The sequence below is a fragment of the Gordonia sihwensis genome, from assembly GCF_029632925.1.
Taxonomy (GTDB): Bacteria; Actinomycetota; Actinomycetes; order Mycobacteriales; family Mycobacteriaceae; genus Gordonia; species Gordonia sihwensis.
Genome location: NZ_CP121248.1, coordinates 3,420,517 through 3,433,798, shown reverse-complemented (window position 1 = coordinate 3,433,798; position 13,282 = coordinate 3,420,517). Strand labels below are relative to the sequence as shown.

Annotated in this window: 16 protein-coding genes; 11 read left to right on the top strand and 5 right to left on the bottom strand. The window is 68.9% G+C overall.

Annotated features, from left to right (window positions below; genetic code table 11):
- The first annotated feature begins 46 nt into the window (after positions 1-46).
- From folP to P5P27_RS16400, 10 genes are all read left to right on the top strand, one after another.
- On the top strand, positions 47-892 hold the full coding sequence (gene folP, locus P5P27_RS16445; RefSeq protein WP_045539927.1) for a dihydropteroate synthase: 846 nt from the start codon (positions 47-49) through the stop codon (positions 890-892).
- On the top strand, positions 885-1,283 hold the full coding sequence (gene folB, locus P5P27_RS16440; RefSeq protein WP_006896174.1) for a dihydroneopterin aldolase: 399 nt from the start codon (positions 885-887) through the stop codon (positions 1,281-1,283). Before folP ends, folB begins: the two co-directional genes overlap by 8 nt.
- A complete protein-coding gene (gene folK, locus P5P27_RS16435; RefSeq protein WP_006896175.1) occupies positions 1,280-1,789 on the top strand; it encodes a 2-amino-4-hydroxy-6-hydroxymethyldihydropteridine diphosphokinase in 510 nt (169 codons plus the stop codon). Before folB ends, folK begins: the two co-directional genes overlap by 4 nt.
- On the top strand, positions 1,786-2,346 hold the full coding sequence (locus P5P27_RS16430) for a DUF3180 domain-containing protein (RefSeq protein WP_278125052.1): 561 nt from the start codon (positions 1,786-1,788) through the stop codon (positions 2,344-2,346). The genes folK and P5P27_RS16430 overlap by 4 nt, the downstream gene beginning before the upstream one ends.
- Positions 2,347-2,408: 62 nt before the next feature.
- Positions 2,409-3,344: a DUF6779 domain-containing protein gene (locus tag P5P27_RS16425; RefSeq protein ID WP_006896177.1), complete on the top strand. Its 936-nt coding sequence runs from the start codon at positions 2,409-2,411 to the stop codon at positions 3,342-3,344.
- Between the two features lie 154 nt (positions 3,345-3,498).
- Positions 3,499-4,404, top strand: a complete 906-nt coding sequence (locus P5P27_RS16420; protein ID WP_411815892.1) for a Rossmann-like and DUF2520 domain-containing protein — start codon at positions 3,499-3,501, stop codon at positions 4,402-4,404.
- The gene (panC, locus tag P5P27_RS16415; RefSeq protein ID WP_278125047.1) at positions 4,401-5,294 is read left to right on the top strand and encodes a pantoate--beta-alanine ligase; all 894 of its coding nucleotides are present in this window, start codon (positions 4,401-4,403) and stop codon (positions 5,292-5,294) included. The genes P5P27_RS16420 and panC overlap by 4 nt, the downstream gene beginning before the upstream one ends.
- 8 nt (positions 5,295-5,302) lie before the next feature.
- On the top strand, positions 5,303-5,728 hold the full coding sequence (gene panD / locus P5P27_RS16410) for an aspartate 1-decarboxylase (protein ID WP_006896180.1): 426 nt from the start codon (positions 5,303-5,305) through the stop codon (positions 5,726-5,728).
- A gap of 14 nt (positions 5,729-5,742) precedes the next feature.
- Positions 5,743-6,549, top strand: a complete 807-nt coding sequence (locus tag P5P27_RS16405) for a type III pantothenate kinase (protein ID WP_006896181.1) — start codon at positions 5,743-5,745, stop codon at positions 6,547-6,549.
- Positions 6,546-7,019, top strand: a complete 474-nt coding sequence (locus tag P5P27_RS16400; RefSeq protein WP_006896182.1) for a MaoC/PaaZ C-terminal domain-containing protein — start codon at positions 6,546-6,548, stop codon at positions 7,017-7,019. The genes P5P27_RS16405 and P5P27_RS16400 overlap by 4 nt, the downstream gene beginning before the upstream one ends.
- 26 nt (positions 7,020-7,045) lie before the next feature.
- Here P5P27_RS16400 and P5P27_RS16395 read toward each other — a convergent pair whose 3' ends face one another.
- The 4 genes from P5P27_RS16395 to P5P27_RS16380 all read right to left on the bottom strand — a co-directional run bounded on the left by P5P27_RS16395 (position 7,046) and on the right by P5P27_RS16380 (position 10,955).
- Positions 7,046-7,633 (bottom strand): TetR/AcrR family transcriptional regulator, encoded by a 588-nt coding sequence (locus tag P5P27_RS16395; protein WP_278125044.1) that lies wholly within the window; start codon positions 7,631-7,633, stop codon positions 7,046-7,048.
- Positions 7,634-7,745: 112 nt separating this feature from the next.
- A complete protein-coding gene (locus P5P27_RS16390; protein WP_278125041.1) occupies positions 7,746-8,201 on the bottom strand; it encodes a hypothetical protein in 456 nt (151 codons plus the stop codon).
- Positions 8,176-9,174, bottom strand: coding sequence for a cytochrome c oxidase assembly protein (locus P5P27_RS16385; protein WP_278125039.1), 999 nt, complete (start codon positions 9,172-9,174; stop codon positions 8,176-8,178). The genes P5P27_RS16390 and P5P27_RS16385 overlap by 26 nt, the downstream gene beginning before the upstream one ends.
- Positions 9,171-10,955, bottom strand: coding sequence for a chloride channel protein (locus P5P27_RS16380; RefSeq protein WP_231875650.1), 1,785 nt, complete (start codon positions 10,953-10,955; stop codon positions 9,171-9,173). Before P5P27_RS16380 ends, P5P27_RS16385 begins: the two co-directional genes overlap by 4 nt.
- A gap of 56 nt (positions 10,956-11,011) precedes the next feature.
- Here P5P27_RS16380 and P5P27_RS16375 point away from each other — a divergent pair, with 56 nt between their 5' ends.
- On the top strand, positions 11,012-11,509 hold the full coding sequence (locus P5P27_RS16375) for a MarR family transcriptional regulator (protein WP_006896191.1): 498 nt from the start codon (positions 11,012-11,014) through the stop codon (positions 11,507-11,509).
- A gap of 32 nt (positions 11,510-11,541) precedes the next feature.
- Here P5P27_RS16375 and P5P27_RS16370 read toward each other — a convergent pair whose 3' ends face one another.
- Positions 11,542-13,212 (bottom strand): TIGR03767 family metallophosphoesterase, encoded by a 1,671-nt coding sequence (locus P5P27_RS16370; RefSeq protein WP_278125034.1) that lies wholly within the window; start codon positions 13,210-13,212, stop codon positions 11,542-11,544.
- Positions 13,213-13,282: the final 70 nt, after the last annotated feature.

Sequence of the window (13,282 nt, the reverse complement as noted above, 5' to 3'; positions counted from 1 at the left end):
GCGTCCGGTGAGTTCGGAGACCGACGAGCTCGATCGCACCCTCGTCATGGGGGTGCTGAACGTGACCGCCGATTCGTTCTCCGACGGCGGCCGCTATCTGCAGCGAGATCGGGCAGTGGCGCACGGTGTGGCTCTGCTCGAGGCGGGGGCGGACATCATCGACGTCGGTGGCGAATCGACCAGGCCGGGAGCGGTCCGGGTCGATCCGGCCACCGAGTCGGCCCGCGTCGTACCCGTCATCCGCGAGCTGGTCGCGGCCGGTGCGCGGGTGTCGGTCGACACGATGCGTGCGGCAGTTGCCGCCGATGCGCTCGAAGCCGGTGCGGCGATCATCAATGACGTCTCCGGCGGTCGTGCCGACCCGGACATGGGCGCGGTGCTGGCCGAGGCGGGCGTGCCCTGGATTCTCATGCACTGGCGCCCGGCCGACGACGCACCCGGCGACGATCGCCACTTCACGCATCGGGTGGACGAGGCCGGCGGATACCGCGATGTGGTCGCGGAGGTCTCCGGCGAATTGTTGGGCCAGGTGGACGCGGCGGTCGCGGCGGGCGTCGATCCCGATCAGATCGTCCTCGACCCCGGACTCGGTTTCGCCAAGACCGCCGATCACAACTGGGCGCTGCTGCACGCGCTGCCGACGCTGGTGGGACTCGGCTTCCCCGTCCTGATCGGCGCCTCCCGCAAACGTTTCCTCGGTTCCCTTCTCCGGCGCGACGGCGTCGACCGTCCGCCGAGCGGCCGCGAGGTGGCCACCGCGGCGATCTCGGCGCTGTCCGCCGCGGGCGGGGCGTGGGGAGTCCGGGTGCACGACGTCGCCTCCAGCCGCGACGCCATCGAAGTGGCCCTCGCCTGGCGGGGCGGCGGCCGGAGAGGCAGGGACCATGGCTGATCGCATCGAATTGCGCGGACTGCGTGTGCGCGGCAACCACGGGGTCTTCGACCATGAGCGCCGCGACGGTCAGGAGTTCGTCATCGACGTGACGCTCTGGCTCGATCTGCAGGCGGCCGCGGCCAGCGACGACCTCGCCGACACCGTCGACTACGGTGCGCTGGCGCAGTTGGCGCACGACATCGTCGCCGGCCCGCCTCGGGATCTCATCGAGACCGTCGGCGCGGAGATCGCCGACGCCGTCATGAAGGATGGGCGCATATCGGCGTGCGAGGTGACGGTGCACAAGCCGTGCGCGCCGATTCCCCTGGCCTTCGACGATGTCGCCGTCGTGACGCGCCGGTCGGTGAAGACTCGATCGGTGGCCGCCGCTAGACAGGGGACGTCGTGACCTCGCGCGCGGTTCTGTCGGCCGGATCCAACATCGGTGATCGCCACGCGCACCTGCGGAGTGTGGTCGAGGCGCTCGGTGCCGACCTGCGCCGCGTGTCGGGGCTGTACCTGACTCCGCCGTGGGGCGGCGTGGAGCAGGACGATTTCGCGAACATCACCGTGGTGGCGGAGGGCGCCCGCACCCCGCGGGAGTGGCTGGAGCTGTGCCGGCGGCTCGAAGAGTCCGCGCAGCGGGTGCGCGAGGTGCGCTGGGGGCCGCGCACGCTCGACGTGGACGTCGTCTCGGTGGACGTGGACGGAGAAACGGTCGTCTCCGACGACCCGGAGTTGACGCTGCCGCATCCGCGGGCGGCCGACCGCGCGTTCGTGCTCGTGCCGTGGCTGGAGGTGGAGCCGCAGGCGCGGCTGTGGACCTCCGACGGTGTGCGGGCGGTGGCCGATCTGGTCTCCGCGCTCGATCCTGCCGAGGTCGCGGGGGTTCGGCGAGCGGGAGAACTCGGATGACGCTGCCGACCCCCCTCGGACCCGATCCGTCCCACAGTGACGACGACGGTGAGCGTCACAAGCTCGGCTTCACCCGAATCCGTGATCTGGTGCTGGTCGCCGTGGTCGCCGGAGTGGCCCTCTGGATCCTCATCCACTACAACTACGGGGCCTTCCCGAGCCTGCCGTGGCTGTCGGGCATCTCGTTGTACGTGCTCGCGGCGCTCGAAGGTGTGATCGGTTTCGTCGTCCGCAAACGGGTGGCGGAGAAGGAGGTCGGCCCGGCCAAGGGGCAGTTGCATCCGATCAACGCCGCGCGTCTCGTGGCGCTGGCGAAGGCGTCGGCGATCCTCGGCGCCGTCGCCACCGGCGGTTGGACCGGAATCCTGGTATTCCTCCTGCAGAACGGGATCCTGGAAGCGGCGCGCGCCGATCGGGTCGGAGCCATCGTCGGGCTGGTCGGGGGCGTGGTTCTGGTAGCCGCGGCACTGTGGCTGGAACACTGCTGCCGAGCGCCGGACGACCCGTCCGCCGACAATGCCGAGACCGCACCCGACAGTCCGCCCGCACCGGCCTGATTCTCCGACACGGGCCACCCGGTGACGGCTGTCGGCGTGTCAAGGGCGGTAAGTTTGCCTTCATGACCACTAAGGAACGATCCGAAGAGGCCGCCAAGAGACGACCGTCGTCGGCCGGACAATGGCTCATCGGTTTGTTCGTCGTGCTGGCGCTGGTCGCCAGCCTGCTGATGGTGATCGGTGATAATTTCTCCGTTCCCGCCACGTTGGCCGTGATCGCGGCGCTGTGGGCCGCGGTGATCGGCGCCGTGCTGGTGACGAAGTACCGGCGGCAGGCCGACGTCGCCGAGTCGCGCAGCCGGGACCTGCGCCTGGTCTACGAGCTTCAGCTGGAGCGCGAGATCGCGGCGCGCCGCCAGTACGAGTCGGATGTGGAGACCGCGATCCGCCAGGAGATCGCGGCCGAGTCGAACGTCGAACTGGAAGAACTCAAGGCGCAGGTGCTCGCACTGCGCGCGAGCCTCGAACAACTGCTCGGCACCCCGCTGCCCGACATGCGTGCGGCGATCGGCCTGGAGCGCCCGCGTGAACTGGGATCGGGACTCGCCGGAGCGGGCTACGCGGCGGCTTCGGCCGACGATCGCGTGGCCGCTGAGCGCGACTTCGCGACCACCGCGCCGCCGTCGGACCCGGGCAGGCATGTGCCGGAGGAGCCGCAGGACGTCGAAGAGGTCGATCCCGGCGAGCTCACCGAGATCATCCCGGTGGTCACCGACGATCCGGCCGATGCGGCCTCACCCGAGCCGCAGACCGAGACCGGACCCATCGAGCGGGTCGCCTACGGCGCCCAGGCCTACGAGCCGCCGGCAGTCCCGCCGACGGCGCCGCAGCAGCCCGCCGCACCCGAGCCGGAACCGCAGCCGCAGGGCCGCCGTGCGGCACCGTCGAGCGACGACGGTGCGCACTCGGCGGGACGTCCGGCCAGTGAACTGCTGAGCCAGCTCCGCGCGAGTTCGGCGGAGAACCGCGGTCGCGGGGGCCGACGCCGCCGCGACTGAACTTCACAGCCGGCGCCGATCCGGTGAAAGTTGTCACACCGCGTAGCCTCGACCGTCGTGGCGCGCCTATCGTTGTGGCGAACGTCTGGTACCCGAAGCTCCGAGATCACGAGCCGGGACTGGAACGAATGGAGGAACGGCGGTGAGTTCACCGATGGCCCCGGCGCGCCTGCGTGTCGGAATCATTTCGGCCGGTCGTGTCGGCACCGCACTCGGCGAAGCGCTCGCCTCCGCGGGCCACGATGTCACCTCGCTGACCGCACGGTCTCCCCAGTCGCGCGATCGCGCTGCGCTCCGCCTGCCCCGAGCTCGCGTGCTCGATCTGTCCGGCGTCGTCGCCGGTTCACAGCTTCTGATTCTGGCGGTTCCGGACACGGAACTGCCCGGCGTCGTCGACGCCGTCGCCGCCGCCGGTCCGCGGCCGGGCATCATCGTCGCGCATACCGCGGGGGCGCACGGAGTGGCGATCCTCGAACCGCTCGCCCGCCTCGGTCTGGTCACCGTCGCGCTGCACCCCGCCATGACCTTCGTCGGCACGTCCGAAGACACCGCCCGGCTGGCGTCGGCGTGTTTCGGAATCACCTCTGCCGACGAGATCGGCGACGCCATCGCCGCATCGCTGGTGCTCGAGATGGGCGGCACTCCCGTCCGCATCGCCGAGGCCGACCGAACCCTGTACCACGCCGCCCTCGCGCACGGAGCGAACAATCTGATCGCGCTGGTCACCGATGCGTTGACCGCACTAACTGCGGCCATCACCGGGCCGGCGGGGGAGCGGAGCGCCACCGCCACCGTCGACGGGCCCGACTCCGGGATCGCGCAGCGAGTGCTCGGGCCGCTGGTCCGCGCCTCGCTCGAGAACGTGCTCGAGATGGGCGGCGACGCGCTCACCGGTCCCGTGGCGCGTGACGACACCGAGGCGGTCCGTCGCCATCTCGCCGCGTTGGCGGCACTGCCCGACCGTCATCTGGTGGACGGCTACCGTGCGCTCTCGGCGCGGGCCGCCGTTCAGAGCGGCGCGAGCCGCGAAATGCACGAGCTCCTGGAGGAATACGCGTGACCGCATCCGATCTCTACGCTCCCGGCCGGACGACGGTGCATCGCGACCCGGCCGAGTTGCACCGCGTCACGAAGGCGCTGCGCGCCGCGGGCAAGCGTGTCGCGCTGGTGCCGACGATGGGGGCGCTGCACGAGGGGCACCTCCAGCTGGTGAAGACCGCGAAGCTGCGGTGCGACGTCGTCGTCGTCTCGATCTTCGTCAATCCGCTGCAGTTCGGTGCCGGCGAGGACCTCGACGCGTATCCGCGCACCTTCGACGCCGACTGCGCGCTGCTGGAACCGCTCGGAGTGGAACTCGTCTTCGCGCCCACGGCGTCGTCGATGTACCCGACCGGCCCGCGCACCACGGTGCAGCCCGGCGAGACGGGGGCGATCCTCGAGGGTGCGTCGCGACCCACGCATTTCGCCGGCATGCTCACCGTCGTCAACAAACTGCTCAACATCGTCGCACCGCACGCCGCGTACTTCGGAGAGAAGGACTACCAGCAGTTGGTGCTGATCAACCAGATGGTCAACGACCTGAACATGGACGTGGAGATCATCGGGGTGCCCACCGTGCGCGAGGCCGACGGCCTCGCTCTCTCGTCGCGCAATCGCTACCTGTCGGCAGAGGATCGCGAACTCGCGACCGTGCTGTCGGCGGCACTGCTGGCGGGAACGCACGCGGCCGAGGGCGGCCGCGAAGCGATCCTCGCCGCGGCACACGCCGTCTTGGCCACCGCCCCGCAGATCGAGGTCGACTACCTCGAACTGCGTGGGCGGGGTCTGGAAGAACCGCCGGAGGAGGGTGACGGCCGACTTCTGGTCGCCGCCCGCGTCGGACCGGCACGACTCATCGACAACGTCGGCGTCGCCATCGGCACCGGCTTCACGCAGCGAGAAGAAGGGTAAGGACAGCTATGTTCCGCACCATGATGAAGTCGAAGATCCATCGCGCGACCGTCACCCAGGCCGACCTGCACTACGTCGGCTCGGTGACCATCGACGCCGATCTGCTCGACGCCGCGGACCTGATGGAGGGCGAGCAGGTGTGCATCGTCGACATCGACAACGGCAACCGGCTCGAGACCTATGTGATCGCCGGCGAGCGCGGCAGCGGTGTCATCGGGATCAACGGTGCCGCAGCGCACCTGGTCCACCCCGGTGACCTGGTGATCATCATCGCCTACGGCATCATGAACGAAGCCGAGCTCGCCGAGTACGCGCCGCACGTGGTCTTCGTCGACGCCGACAACCGTCCGGTCACCTTGGGCGACGATCCCGCCGACGTTCCGGAGGGCTCCGGGCTGAAGGACCCGCGCCGGCTCGCGACTGCCGCGGTCTGAGGCCGGCGGACCCCGTGCTCCTCACCGTCACCGTCGGGAACACGAACATCCATCTCGGGGTGTTCGCGGGTTCCGGCGACCACGCGGAACTGATCCGCGACTGGCGGATCCACACGCAGCCGCACATGACCGCCGACGAGTTCGCCTTGCAGCTGCGCGGGCTCCTCGGGCCCGACATCGAGCAGGTGACGGGCGTGGCCGGTCTGTCGACCGTGCCGTCGCTGCTGCGTGAGATGCGGGAGATGCTGCCGCGATACTTCGGGCGCGGTCCGCATGTGCTGCTCGAACCGGGGGTCCGCACCGGTGTGCCGCTGCTGGTCGACAACCCGAAGGAGGTCGGGACCGACCGCGTGGCCCACAGTCTGGCCGCGCACGAGAACTATCCGGGCGGACCGTGCATCGTGGTCGCCTTCGGCACCGCGACCGTGGTGGACGCGGTCTCGGCCAAGGGCGAGTTCCTCGGCGGGGTCATCGCCCCGGGCGTCGACCTCTCCGTCGAAGCGCTCAGCGAGCACACCGTCACCGTCCGCAAAGTAGAGCTGATGCCGCCGCGCAGCGTCATCGGGAAGAACACCGTCGAGGCGTTGCAGTCGGGCATCATCTACGGCTTCGCGGGTCAGGTCGACGGTCTGGTGGAACGCATCCGGCGCGACGTGCCGGGTTTCGACGGCCCCGACGTGACCGTTGTGGCGACCGGATTCATGGCGCCGCTGATGGTGGGCGAGTGTCGCACCATCGCCGAACATCACCCGTACCTCGCGCTCGACGGACTGCGGCGCGTCCACGAGCGCAGCCGCCGCATCGGAAGGGGGCGGGCATGACCGCGGAGACCGGCAGCCGGACCGTCGCGTACGGTCGCGACATCGAGGTCGGGCGGGTCTATCGGCTCGGGGAGTACACCCTCACCGCCGACGACCTGGTCGACTTCGCGCAGCGCTGGGATCCCCAGGGATTTCATGTGGACGAGGACATCGCCGCCTCGAGCCCCTACGGCGGCCTGATCGCCAGCGGTGTGCAGAGTTTCGCGATCATGCAGCGCCTGAGTGTCCTGGCCGTCTACGACCACTGGGCGGTGATCGCGGGCAAGGAGATCCGCGACGTCGCCTTTCTCCGGCCCGTGCGTCCCGGCGACGTGCTGACCGGGACACTCACCGTCACCGGCGTCACCTTCGACGACCGCGACCGGGCATTGGTCGAGGTCGACACCGAGCTGACGGTGGAGGGGAAGCCGGTCCTGCGCACGCACTCGGCGTCCTATCTCCACGCGCGTCCGCCGGCACCCGCCGACTGAACTCTCCGCCGCCCGGCGTACGGGCCTCAGTTTCGGGCGTCGACCGTGAGCGCGGGCTTCGCGTCGTCGGCCGGACCGTCGACCAGCTGGCCCCACATCGCGTCGACCATCGGCTGCAGGAACAGTTGTCCGACGTTGCGGACCATCATGGCCACGGTCTGTTCCGCGACGCTGCGCCGCGTCGAGGCCAGTCCGGCGTCGCGCATCTTGCTCACCTCGTCGCGTGCGAGTTCGGTCAGTTGGCGCAGCAGCGTCGTAGGGCTGTTCGGGTCGAGGAGAACGCGGCGCATGTAGCCGACGACGACCGGATTGTCGTTGAGCATCGCGCGTACGGCGGCGTCTCGTGCCGCAGCCACTTCCGCCGGCGAGCCGTCGTTCGGCACGCTTGCGATCGCCGCGCGGTGGTATTCGACGATCAGTTCTTCGACGGCCCGCCGCAGACCGTCTTTGGTCTTGAAATGGTGTTGGACCAGTCCGACGGTGACTCCGGCGGCAGCGGCCACGGCTCGCATCGACACCCGCTCCTCGCCGTGCTCGGCGTACAGATCGAGTGCCGCGTTGCGGATCTTGGCCTTCGCAGTCAGGTCCGCTTCGCCCGCCCTGGGATCGCTCATCGTCTCCTCCTCGTCCGCCGCAGATTCTACGATGCCGACGCGTCGTCGTTACATCTGCAATGCGTACGGTACGAACGTATAGCAGAGCGCGGGGGAGGCAGCGCTGATCGGCCTACTCGACGGCCATGGTGGTCAGGTGCTCGTACTGAGCGCGGGCGTCGGCCGGCGTGGCGGACGGCAGAGTGACGACGATGTTCTCCACGAGGAACGTGTCGGGGTGGGTCTGGTGATAGGTGGTGGCCTCGCGCGTGGTGCTGAACTGCATCACCGTGACCTGGTCCGTTGCGGCGGCAGCCTGACAATGGGCCTCGCCGCAGGCGGTCGCGGTCGTGTCGTGGTCGTTCGAGACCTGCAGACCCCCGCGACGGTAGGTGTCGATGATGGATCGGGGCGACGCGTCGTTCAGGATCGCGGCCTCGTTGGGCGGTGGCGGCGGGGCGTCGTCGTGTCGCTCGGTGCCGCCGCTGGAGCAGCCGGCGAGCAGCGGCAATGCGCACAGCGTGAGGCATGCGTACCGCAGCCGGGTTCCGCCGGCCGGGCGGTCAGCGGCGATGTGGTCGATCGTCATGGACGGACTCCTCTGATTGGTGGTGTGGCCGTGGCATGTGGTGCAGTGCGGCGAGCCTGGCGTTGTAGGCGTCCAGAGCGGCGGCGTCGTCGTCGAGCGCGGCGGTGTTCGCGCCGATGGTCGCGCGGGCGCGGACTCCGTCGAGCCAGCCGCCGAAGCTCGACTCCCTCGTCGCCACCCATTCGCGGGCGATGACCAGGATGAGGATCATCATCAGTCCGTCTCCCGCGACCCACATGATCGCTCCGGCCGCGGTCTGGTCGGCCAGCGCGGTAGGTCCCCAGTCGGGGCGCGATCGGCTGTAAGCGGGGGCGATGATGTGCGGCGACATCATCAATGTCACTCCGACGATCGCGTCGGGGACCATGCACGCGATGATCGTGGCGGCGCGCAGCGGGAAGACCAGGTGGCGGCCGACGTACTCGTTGCCGAGCAGAGGAAGCAGAAGCAGATAGCCGGTGACGAGGTAGAGGACTGTCTCGGCGTGATGGATCCACATGTGCTGGGCCATGGCCTGCTGAAATCCGGTCAGGTGGGTGGTCACGAGCACGGCCGCGTACAGCGGGACGGTCACAGCCGGCCTAGTGAGCAACTGGAACGGCGTACTGGACACCGCTGACGTGACGGCCGTCCGTGTTCTCGCCGAACTCGAGCGGATCAGCCGGATCGGTGCCGCGGCGACCAGCAGCGCCGGAATGACGGTGATCAACAGCAGATGCACGATCATGTGCGCCCAGAACAGGTTGCCCGAGTACGTGGCCAGCGGGCTGTTCAGCGCGACGATCGTTGTGGCGACCGCGGCGAACCACCACAGCAGGCAGGATCGCGGCCATGGCCGTCCGTCGCGCAGTCGGACCAGGACGCACAGAACATATGCCGCGGTCAGCACCGCGATCAGCGCTGTGGCCACGGGGGTCGCGGTCCAGACCGTCAGCACCTGGGGCCAGGCCGGGGGAGGCGCCGCCGTTCTCATGTCTGCGCCGGGGGTGGTTGTGCCGGGGGTGATGAGGCATGGAGCACGTCCTTATGCGTGAGCCACCCGGCCAGCCGGGCTCCGTCGGCCGAGATCACCGGTACGCCGATGGCGGGGGCGGCGTCCAGTACGGGCATGGCCTGGCCGAGGGGCGCGTCGGCCGTCACGGTCGGGCACGTCGTCACCATCTCGCGGACGGTGGTCGGACCGTATCCGCGAGTGAGTGCGTCCGCTATGGCCTGCGCGCTGAGGATGCCGCGGTAGACCCCGGAGTCGTCCACGACCGGTACCGCGCCGACCTCTGTCCGTTGGAGGGCCTCGGCTGCCGTTGCCAACGTGGCCGTCTCATGCAGCGTCGCCGGTGGCGAGCTCACGACGTCCGCGACCCGGACGGTCGGAGGGCGGTGACGCTGCCCTGAGACGATGTCGACCCCGCGACGGGTCAGTTTGCGCGTGTAGATCGTGTCTTTCGAGAGGAGCTTGCCGACACCGGTGGACACGGCGACGGCGGCCATGAGCGGGAGGATGATCGAGTACTCGCCGGTCAGCTCGAAGATGATGACGACCGCCGTGATCGGAGCCCGGGTGGCTCCGGCCAATGCGCCGGCCATGCCTATCAAGCCGTAGGCCCCCGGTGAGCCGGTCATCGATGGCAGCAGTCCGTGAACGGCCGCGCCCACGGCGGTGCCGCCGACGGCCCCGATGAACAGGGTGGGCGCGAACACTCCGCCGGACCCGCCGATACCGATGGTCAGGCTGGTCGCCAGCATCTTCCCCACCATCAGCGCGATCAGCAATGCCACCGTGTATCGGCCGGCGATGGCGTTCTCCAGCACGGGGTATCCGACGCCGTAGAGCTGCGGAAGCACCCACAGCACGCCGCCGAGCAGGAGCCCGCCGACGGCCGGTCGGAGCCATTGGGGGCCTCTCCACGCCCAGTCGCAGACGTCTTCGATGAGGTAGAGGACCTTCGAGAAGGCGACACCGACGAGCCCGAGAACCGCTCCCGCAACGATGAACAGAAGATATTCCACGCCGCCGTGCGGAGTGAACGAAGGCAGTGTCAGAAACGGACTGTCGCCCAGAAGCGACCGGCCGACGACACTCGCGGTCACACTGGCCAGGACCACCGCGGCGAATGATTCTGCGGCGAAGTCGCGGAGGATCAGTTCCATCGCGAAGAACGGCCCGGCCAGCGGGGCGTTGAACGTCGCCGAGATCCCCGCCGATGCGCCGCATGCGACCAGCAACCGCATGCGAGGAGTGTTCAGTTTCAGCAGTTGCGCCGCCGTCGAGCCCAGTGCGGCGCCGATCTGGACGATCGGTCCCTCACGGCCCACCGACCCTCCGCCGCCGATGCACAGGGCCGACGCCAGTGACTTCACCATCGGGATCCGTGCCGGTATGTGGCCGCCGCGCTCGGCTACCGCGAACATCACTTCCGGCACCCCGTGGCCGCGCGCCTCCGGCGCCAGCCACGACACCAACGGCCCGTAGACGAGCCCGGCGATCACCGGAGTCAACACGACGAACCAGAAGCCCAACGCCGGTACACCGTTGTGCCCGACCCGGCCCTGCGCCGAGAAGTCGGTGTAACCGGTGAACAACATCGTGGCGCCGACGATGAGCCACCGGAATCCGACGGCGGCCACACCGACGGCCACTCCCACCGAGACCGCCACCGGGACGATGCCGGTGGACGACTCGCGCAGCCATGTCGGGAACGGCGTCCGGCGCGGCATGATCGCGCCGTTCGGACTTCCAGAAGTGAACGCAAGCACGATTGCAGTATGCAACAGTTGCATCGGCTAATCGATGGGTAGGGTAGTTTTCTCTTGTGACGGCAGCAGCAGGACGCCCCGCGGACGGACATTCGATCAGCGTCGACGACGTGGCCGACGCCGTATTGACCGCCTCGCGTCTTCTGGTCTCGCTATCGGCGAAATCTATTGCTCAAGTAGATGATTCGATCACCATCGCCCAGTTCCGCGTTCTGGTGCTGCTGTCGAACAGTGGCCCGATGAACCTCTCATCGCTGGCGCACAGACTTGCGGTCCAGCCGTCGACCGCATCGCGGATGATCGACCGGCTCTCTCACGCCGGGCTGGTCGAACGGACTCCGAGCGAACAGACGCGGCGCGAACTCATCGTCACGCTGACCTCTCACGGGGCGGCGACGGTGCGGGAGGTCACCGATCGCCGACGTGCCGAGATCGAGCAGGTCATCAGCCGCCTCACCGCGGAGCAGCGGCATGAACTGGTCCGCGCACTCACGGCATTCTCCGAGGTCGGCGGCGAGCCCGCGGTGTCGCGGGCTCAAGACCTCTGGGCTTAGCGATCTCGGGGAAGGTCTTCGGGTTCTCCGGCTCAGCGCAGCGGGTTCGGCAGCAAGAGCTCGCAGTTGCGGTCGTTCGGAGCGCCGAGCAGCGCGTCGTCGCGGTGGATGTCGTTGTACGACAGTTCGCGGTAGAGGCTGGCCAGCCCCGCAGGTGACAGGTCGGACGGGTCGGCGGTGTAGCGGCTGTCGGCTTCGATCAGCGGTGTGAAGATGCTGAGTGTGCCGTCGCGATTGTCGGCGACCTCGATGATCCGGGCCAGCTGCGGGTAGTCGATGTGGCTGGCGGTGTTGATCTCCCAGAAGCTGTTCTTCGGCGTGGCGCCGCGGTGGGCGATCATCTCGTTCCGGTGCGTATGGCCGTTCACCCACGCGATCACGTTGGTGTGCAGGTGGAGCTGCGCGACGAGGTGGTCGCCGCCGTACTGCTGCTCGCCGGGAGTCTCCGGGTTGGGCAGCTTCGCGGTCATCGTCTTGGATGTGTGATGGCTGAACACCATCACGAGCTTGTCGCGGTTGGCGACGATGGTGCGGTTCATCCAGTCGAGCTGCTTCTGGCTGATCGACCCGTCGGCGATGCCGAGACTGTTCGTCGTGTTGAGTGCGAGTCCGAGGACGTTCTCGGAGATGTCGAATCGGTACCAGGACGGCCCGTCGGGATCGGCGAAACCGTGCCCGAGCGGACCCGCGCCCTTGATCGCGGGGTCGAAGTGCCTGCGGATGAATTCCCGCGGCGAGAACGGCCGTCGGCCGGCGTCGGCCGTCACCGGGATCACGGGGCCGGTGGTGCGCAGTTTCGCGAGCAGCGGACCGAGCGCCGCCGGGTCGGTGCTCAGCGCCCTGCCGATGGCGGCCGCCGTGGGATCGGTGTCGGGGAGGTCGTACTTGACGTTCGAGTGGTACAGCCAGTCGACGATGTTGTTCGGCACGGTGCCGAGCAGCTGATCGTCGTGGTTGCCGAACACCGCGTACCACGGCATGTCGAGGCCTGGGCTGGAGTGCGTCTTGATCGCGGCGTGAAGCAGGCCGGGGATCTGGATGAAGCCGCGGTCCTTGTAGATGTCCCACGAGTCGAGTTCGGGACGGTAGTAGAGCGACGACCCCAGCGCCTGCAGTCCTTCGAATCGGTTCTTCGCCCCCGTGTTCGGGGTGATGGAACCGCCCGACAGGATGTGCTGGAACCAACCGAGCTCCACGATCTCGTGGTTGTCGGTGTTGTCGCCGGTGGAGACGACGCAGTCGAACGACCTTCCGGTGAACGGCCCGCGCGCCAGAGCGTTGATGCGCTTCACCAGCGCGACGGCGCCCTGTGTGCCGAGCGCCTCGTGCGGGCGGAAGGCCGGGGCCTGCACGGGATGGACGTACTCGAACCGCGCGGGGCTCTGCACGTCGGCGATGTGGATGTCGGTGAGCTGGACGAACGAGGCGAGGGCGCTCCGGGCCGTCTCGCGTCCGGGCTTGGCAGCCGCCAGCTCCTGCCGGATGAACAGCGGCCAGCCTTTGCCCGCGACCAGCTGCCGGTAGCCGCCCTTGCGAGCCCGCCCCGGAGCCGCGACCTGCGCGAGGGTGGTACCCGCGGTGTTCGCGGCGGAGGCGGGGTCGGCGTGGACGTGTCCGGCCAGGACACTGCCCGCGGCGACGGCTCCGGCGGTCGCTGCGCTCGCACGCAGGAACTGGCGGCGGGACAAGCGGTTCGACGGCATGGCAGACACTGTAATGCGGAGCACACTCGGATTATGCGTCTGCGACGAATTCGTGTCAGAAGTAGTTAAC

Coding starts and splice junctions, on each gene's coding strand:
- P5P27_RS16430 (WP_278125052.1), top strand. CDS start 1,786: ATGACGCTGCCGACCCCCCTCGGACCCGATCCGTCCCACAGTGACGAC.
- P5P27_RS16390 (WP_278125041.1), bottom strand. CDS start 8,201: ATGACGATCGACCACATCGCCGCTGACCGCCCGGCCGGCGGAACCCGG.
- P5P27_RS16395 (WP_278125044.1), bottom strand. CDS start 7,633: ATGAGCGATCCCAGGGCGGGCGAAGCGGACCTGACTGCGAAGGCCAAG.
- panD (WP_006896180.1), top strand. CDS start 5,303: ATGTTCCGCACCATGATGAAGTCGAAGATCCATCGCGCGACCGTCACC.
- folP (WP_045539927.1), top strand. CDS start 47: ATGGGGGTGCTGAACGTGACCGCCGATTCGTTCTCCGACGGCGGCCGC.
- P5P27_RS16400 (WP_006896182.1), top strand. CDS start 6,546: ATGACCGCGGAGACCGGCAGCCGGACCGTCGCGTACGGTCGCGACATC.
- folB (WP_006896174.1), top strand. CDS start 885: ATGGCTGATCGCATCGAATTGCGCGGACTGCGTGTGCGCGGCAACCAC.
- P5P27_RS16425 (WP_006896177.1), top strand. CDS start 2,409: ATGACCACTAAGGAACGATCCGAAGAGGCCGCCAAGAGACGACCGTCG.
- P5P27_RS16420 (WP_411815892.1), top strand. CDS start 3,499: ATGGCCCCGGCGCGCCTGCGTGTCGGAATCATTTCGGCCGGTCGTGTC.
- P5P27_RS16370 (WP_278125034.1), bottom strand. CDS start 13,212: ATGCCGTCGAACCGCTTGTCCCGCCGCCAGTTCCTGCGTGCGAGCGCA.
- P5P27_RS16385 (WP_278125039.1), bottom strand. CDS start 9,174: ATGAGAACGGCGGCGCCTCCCCCGGCCTGGCCCCAGGTGCTGACGGTC.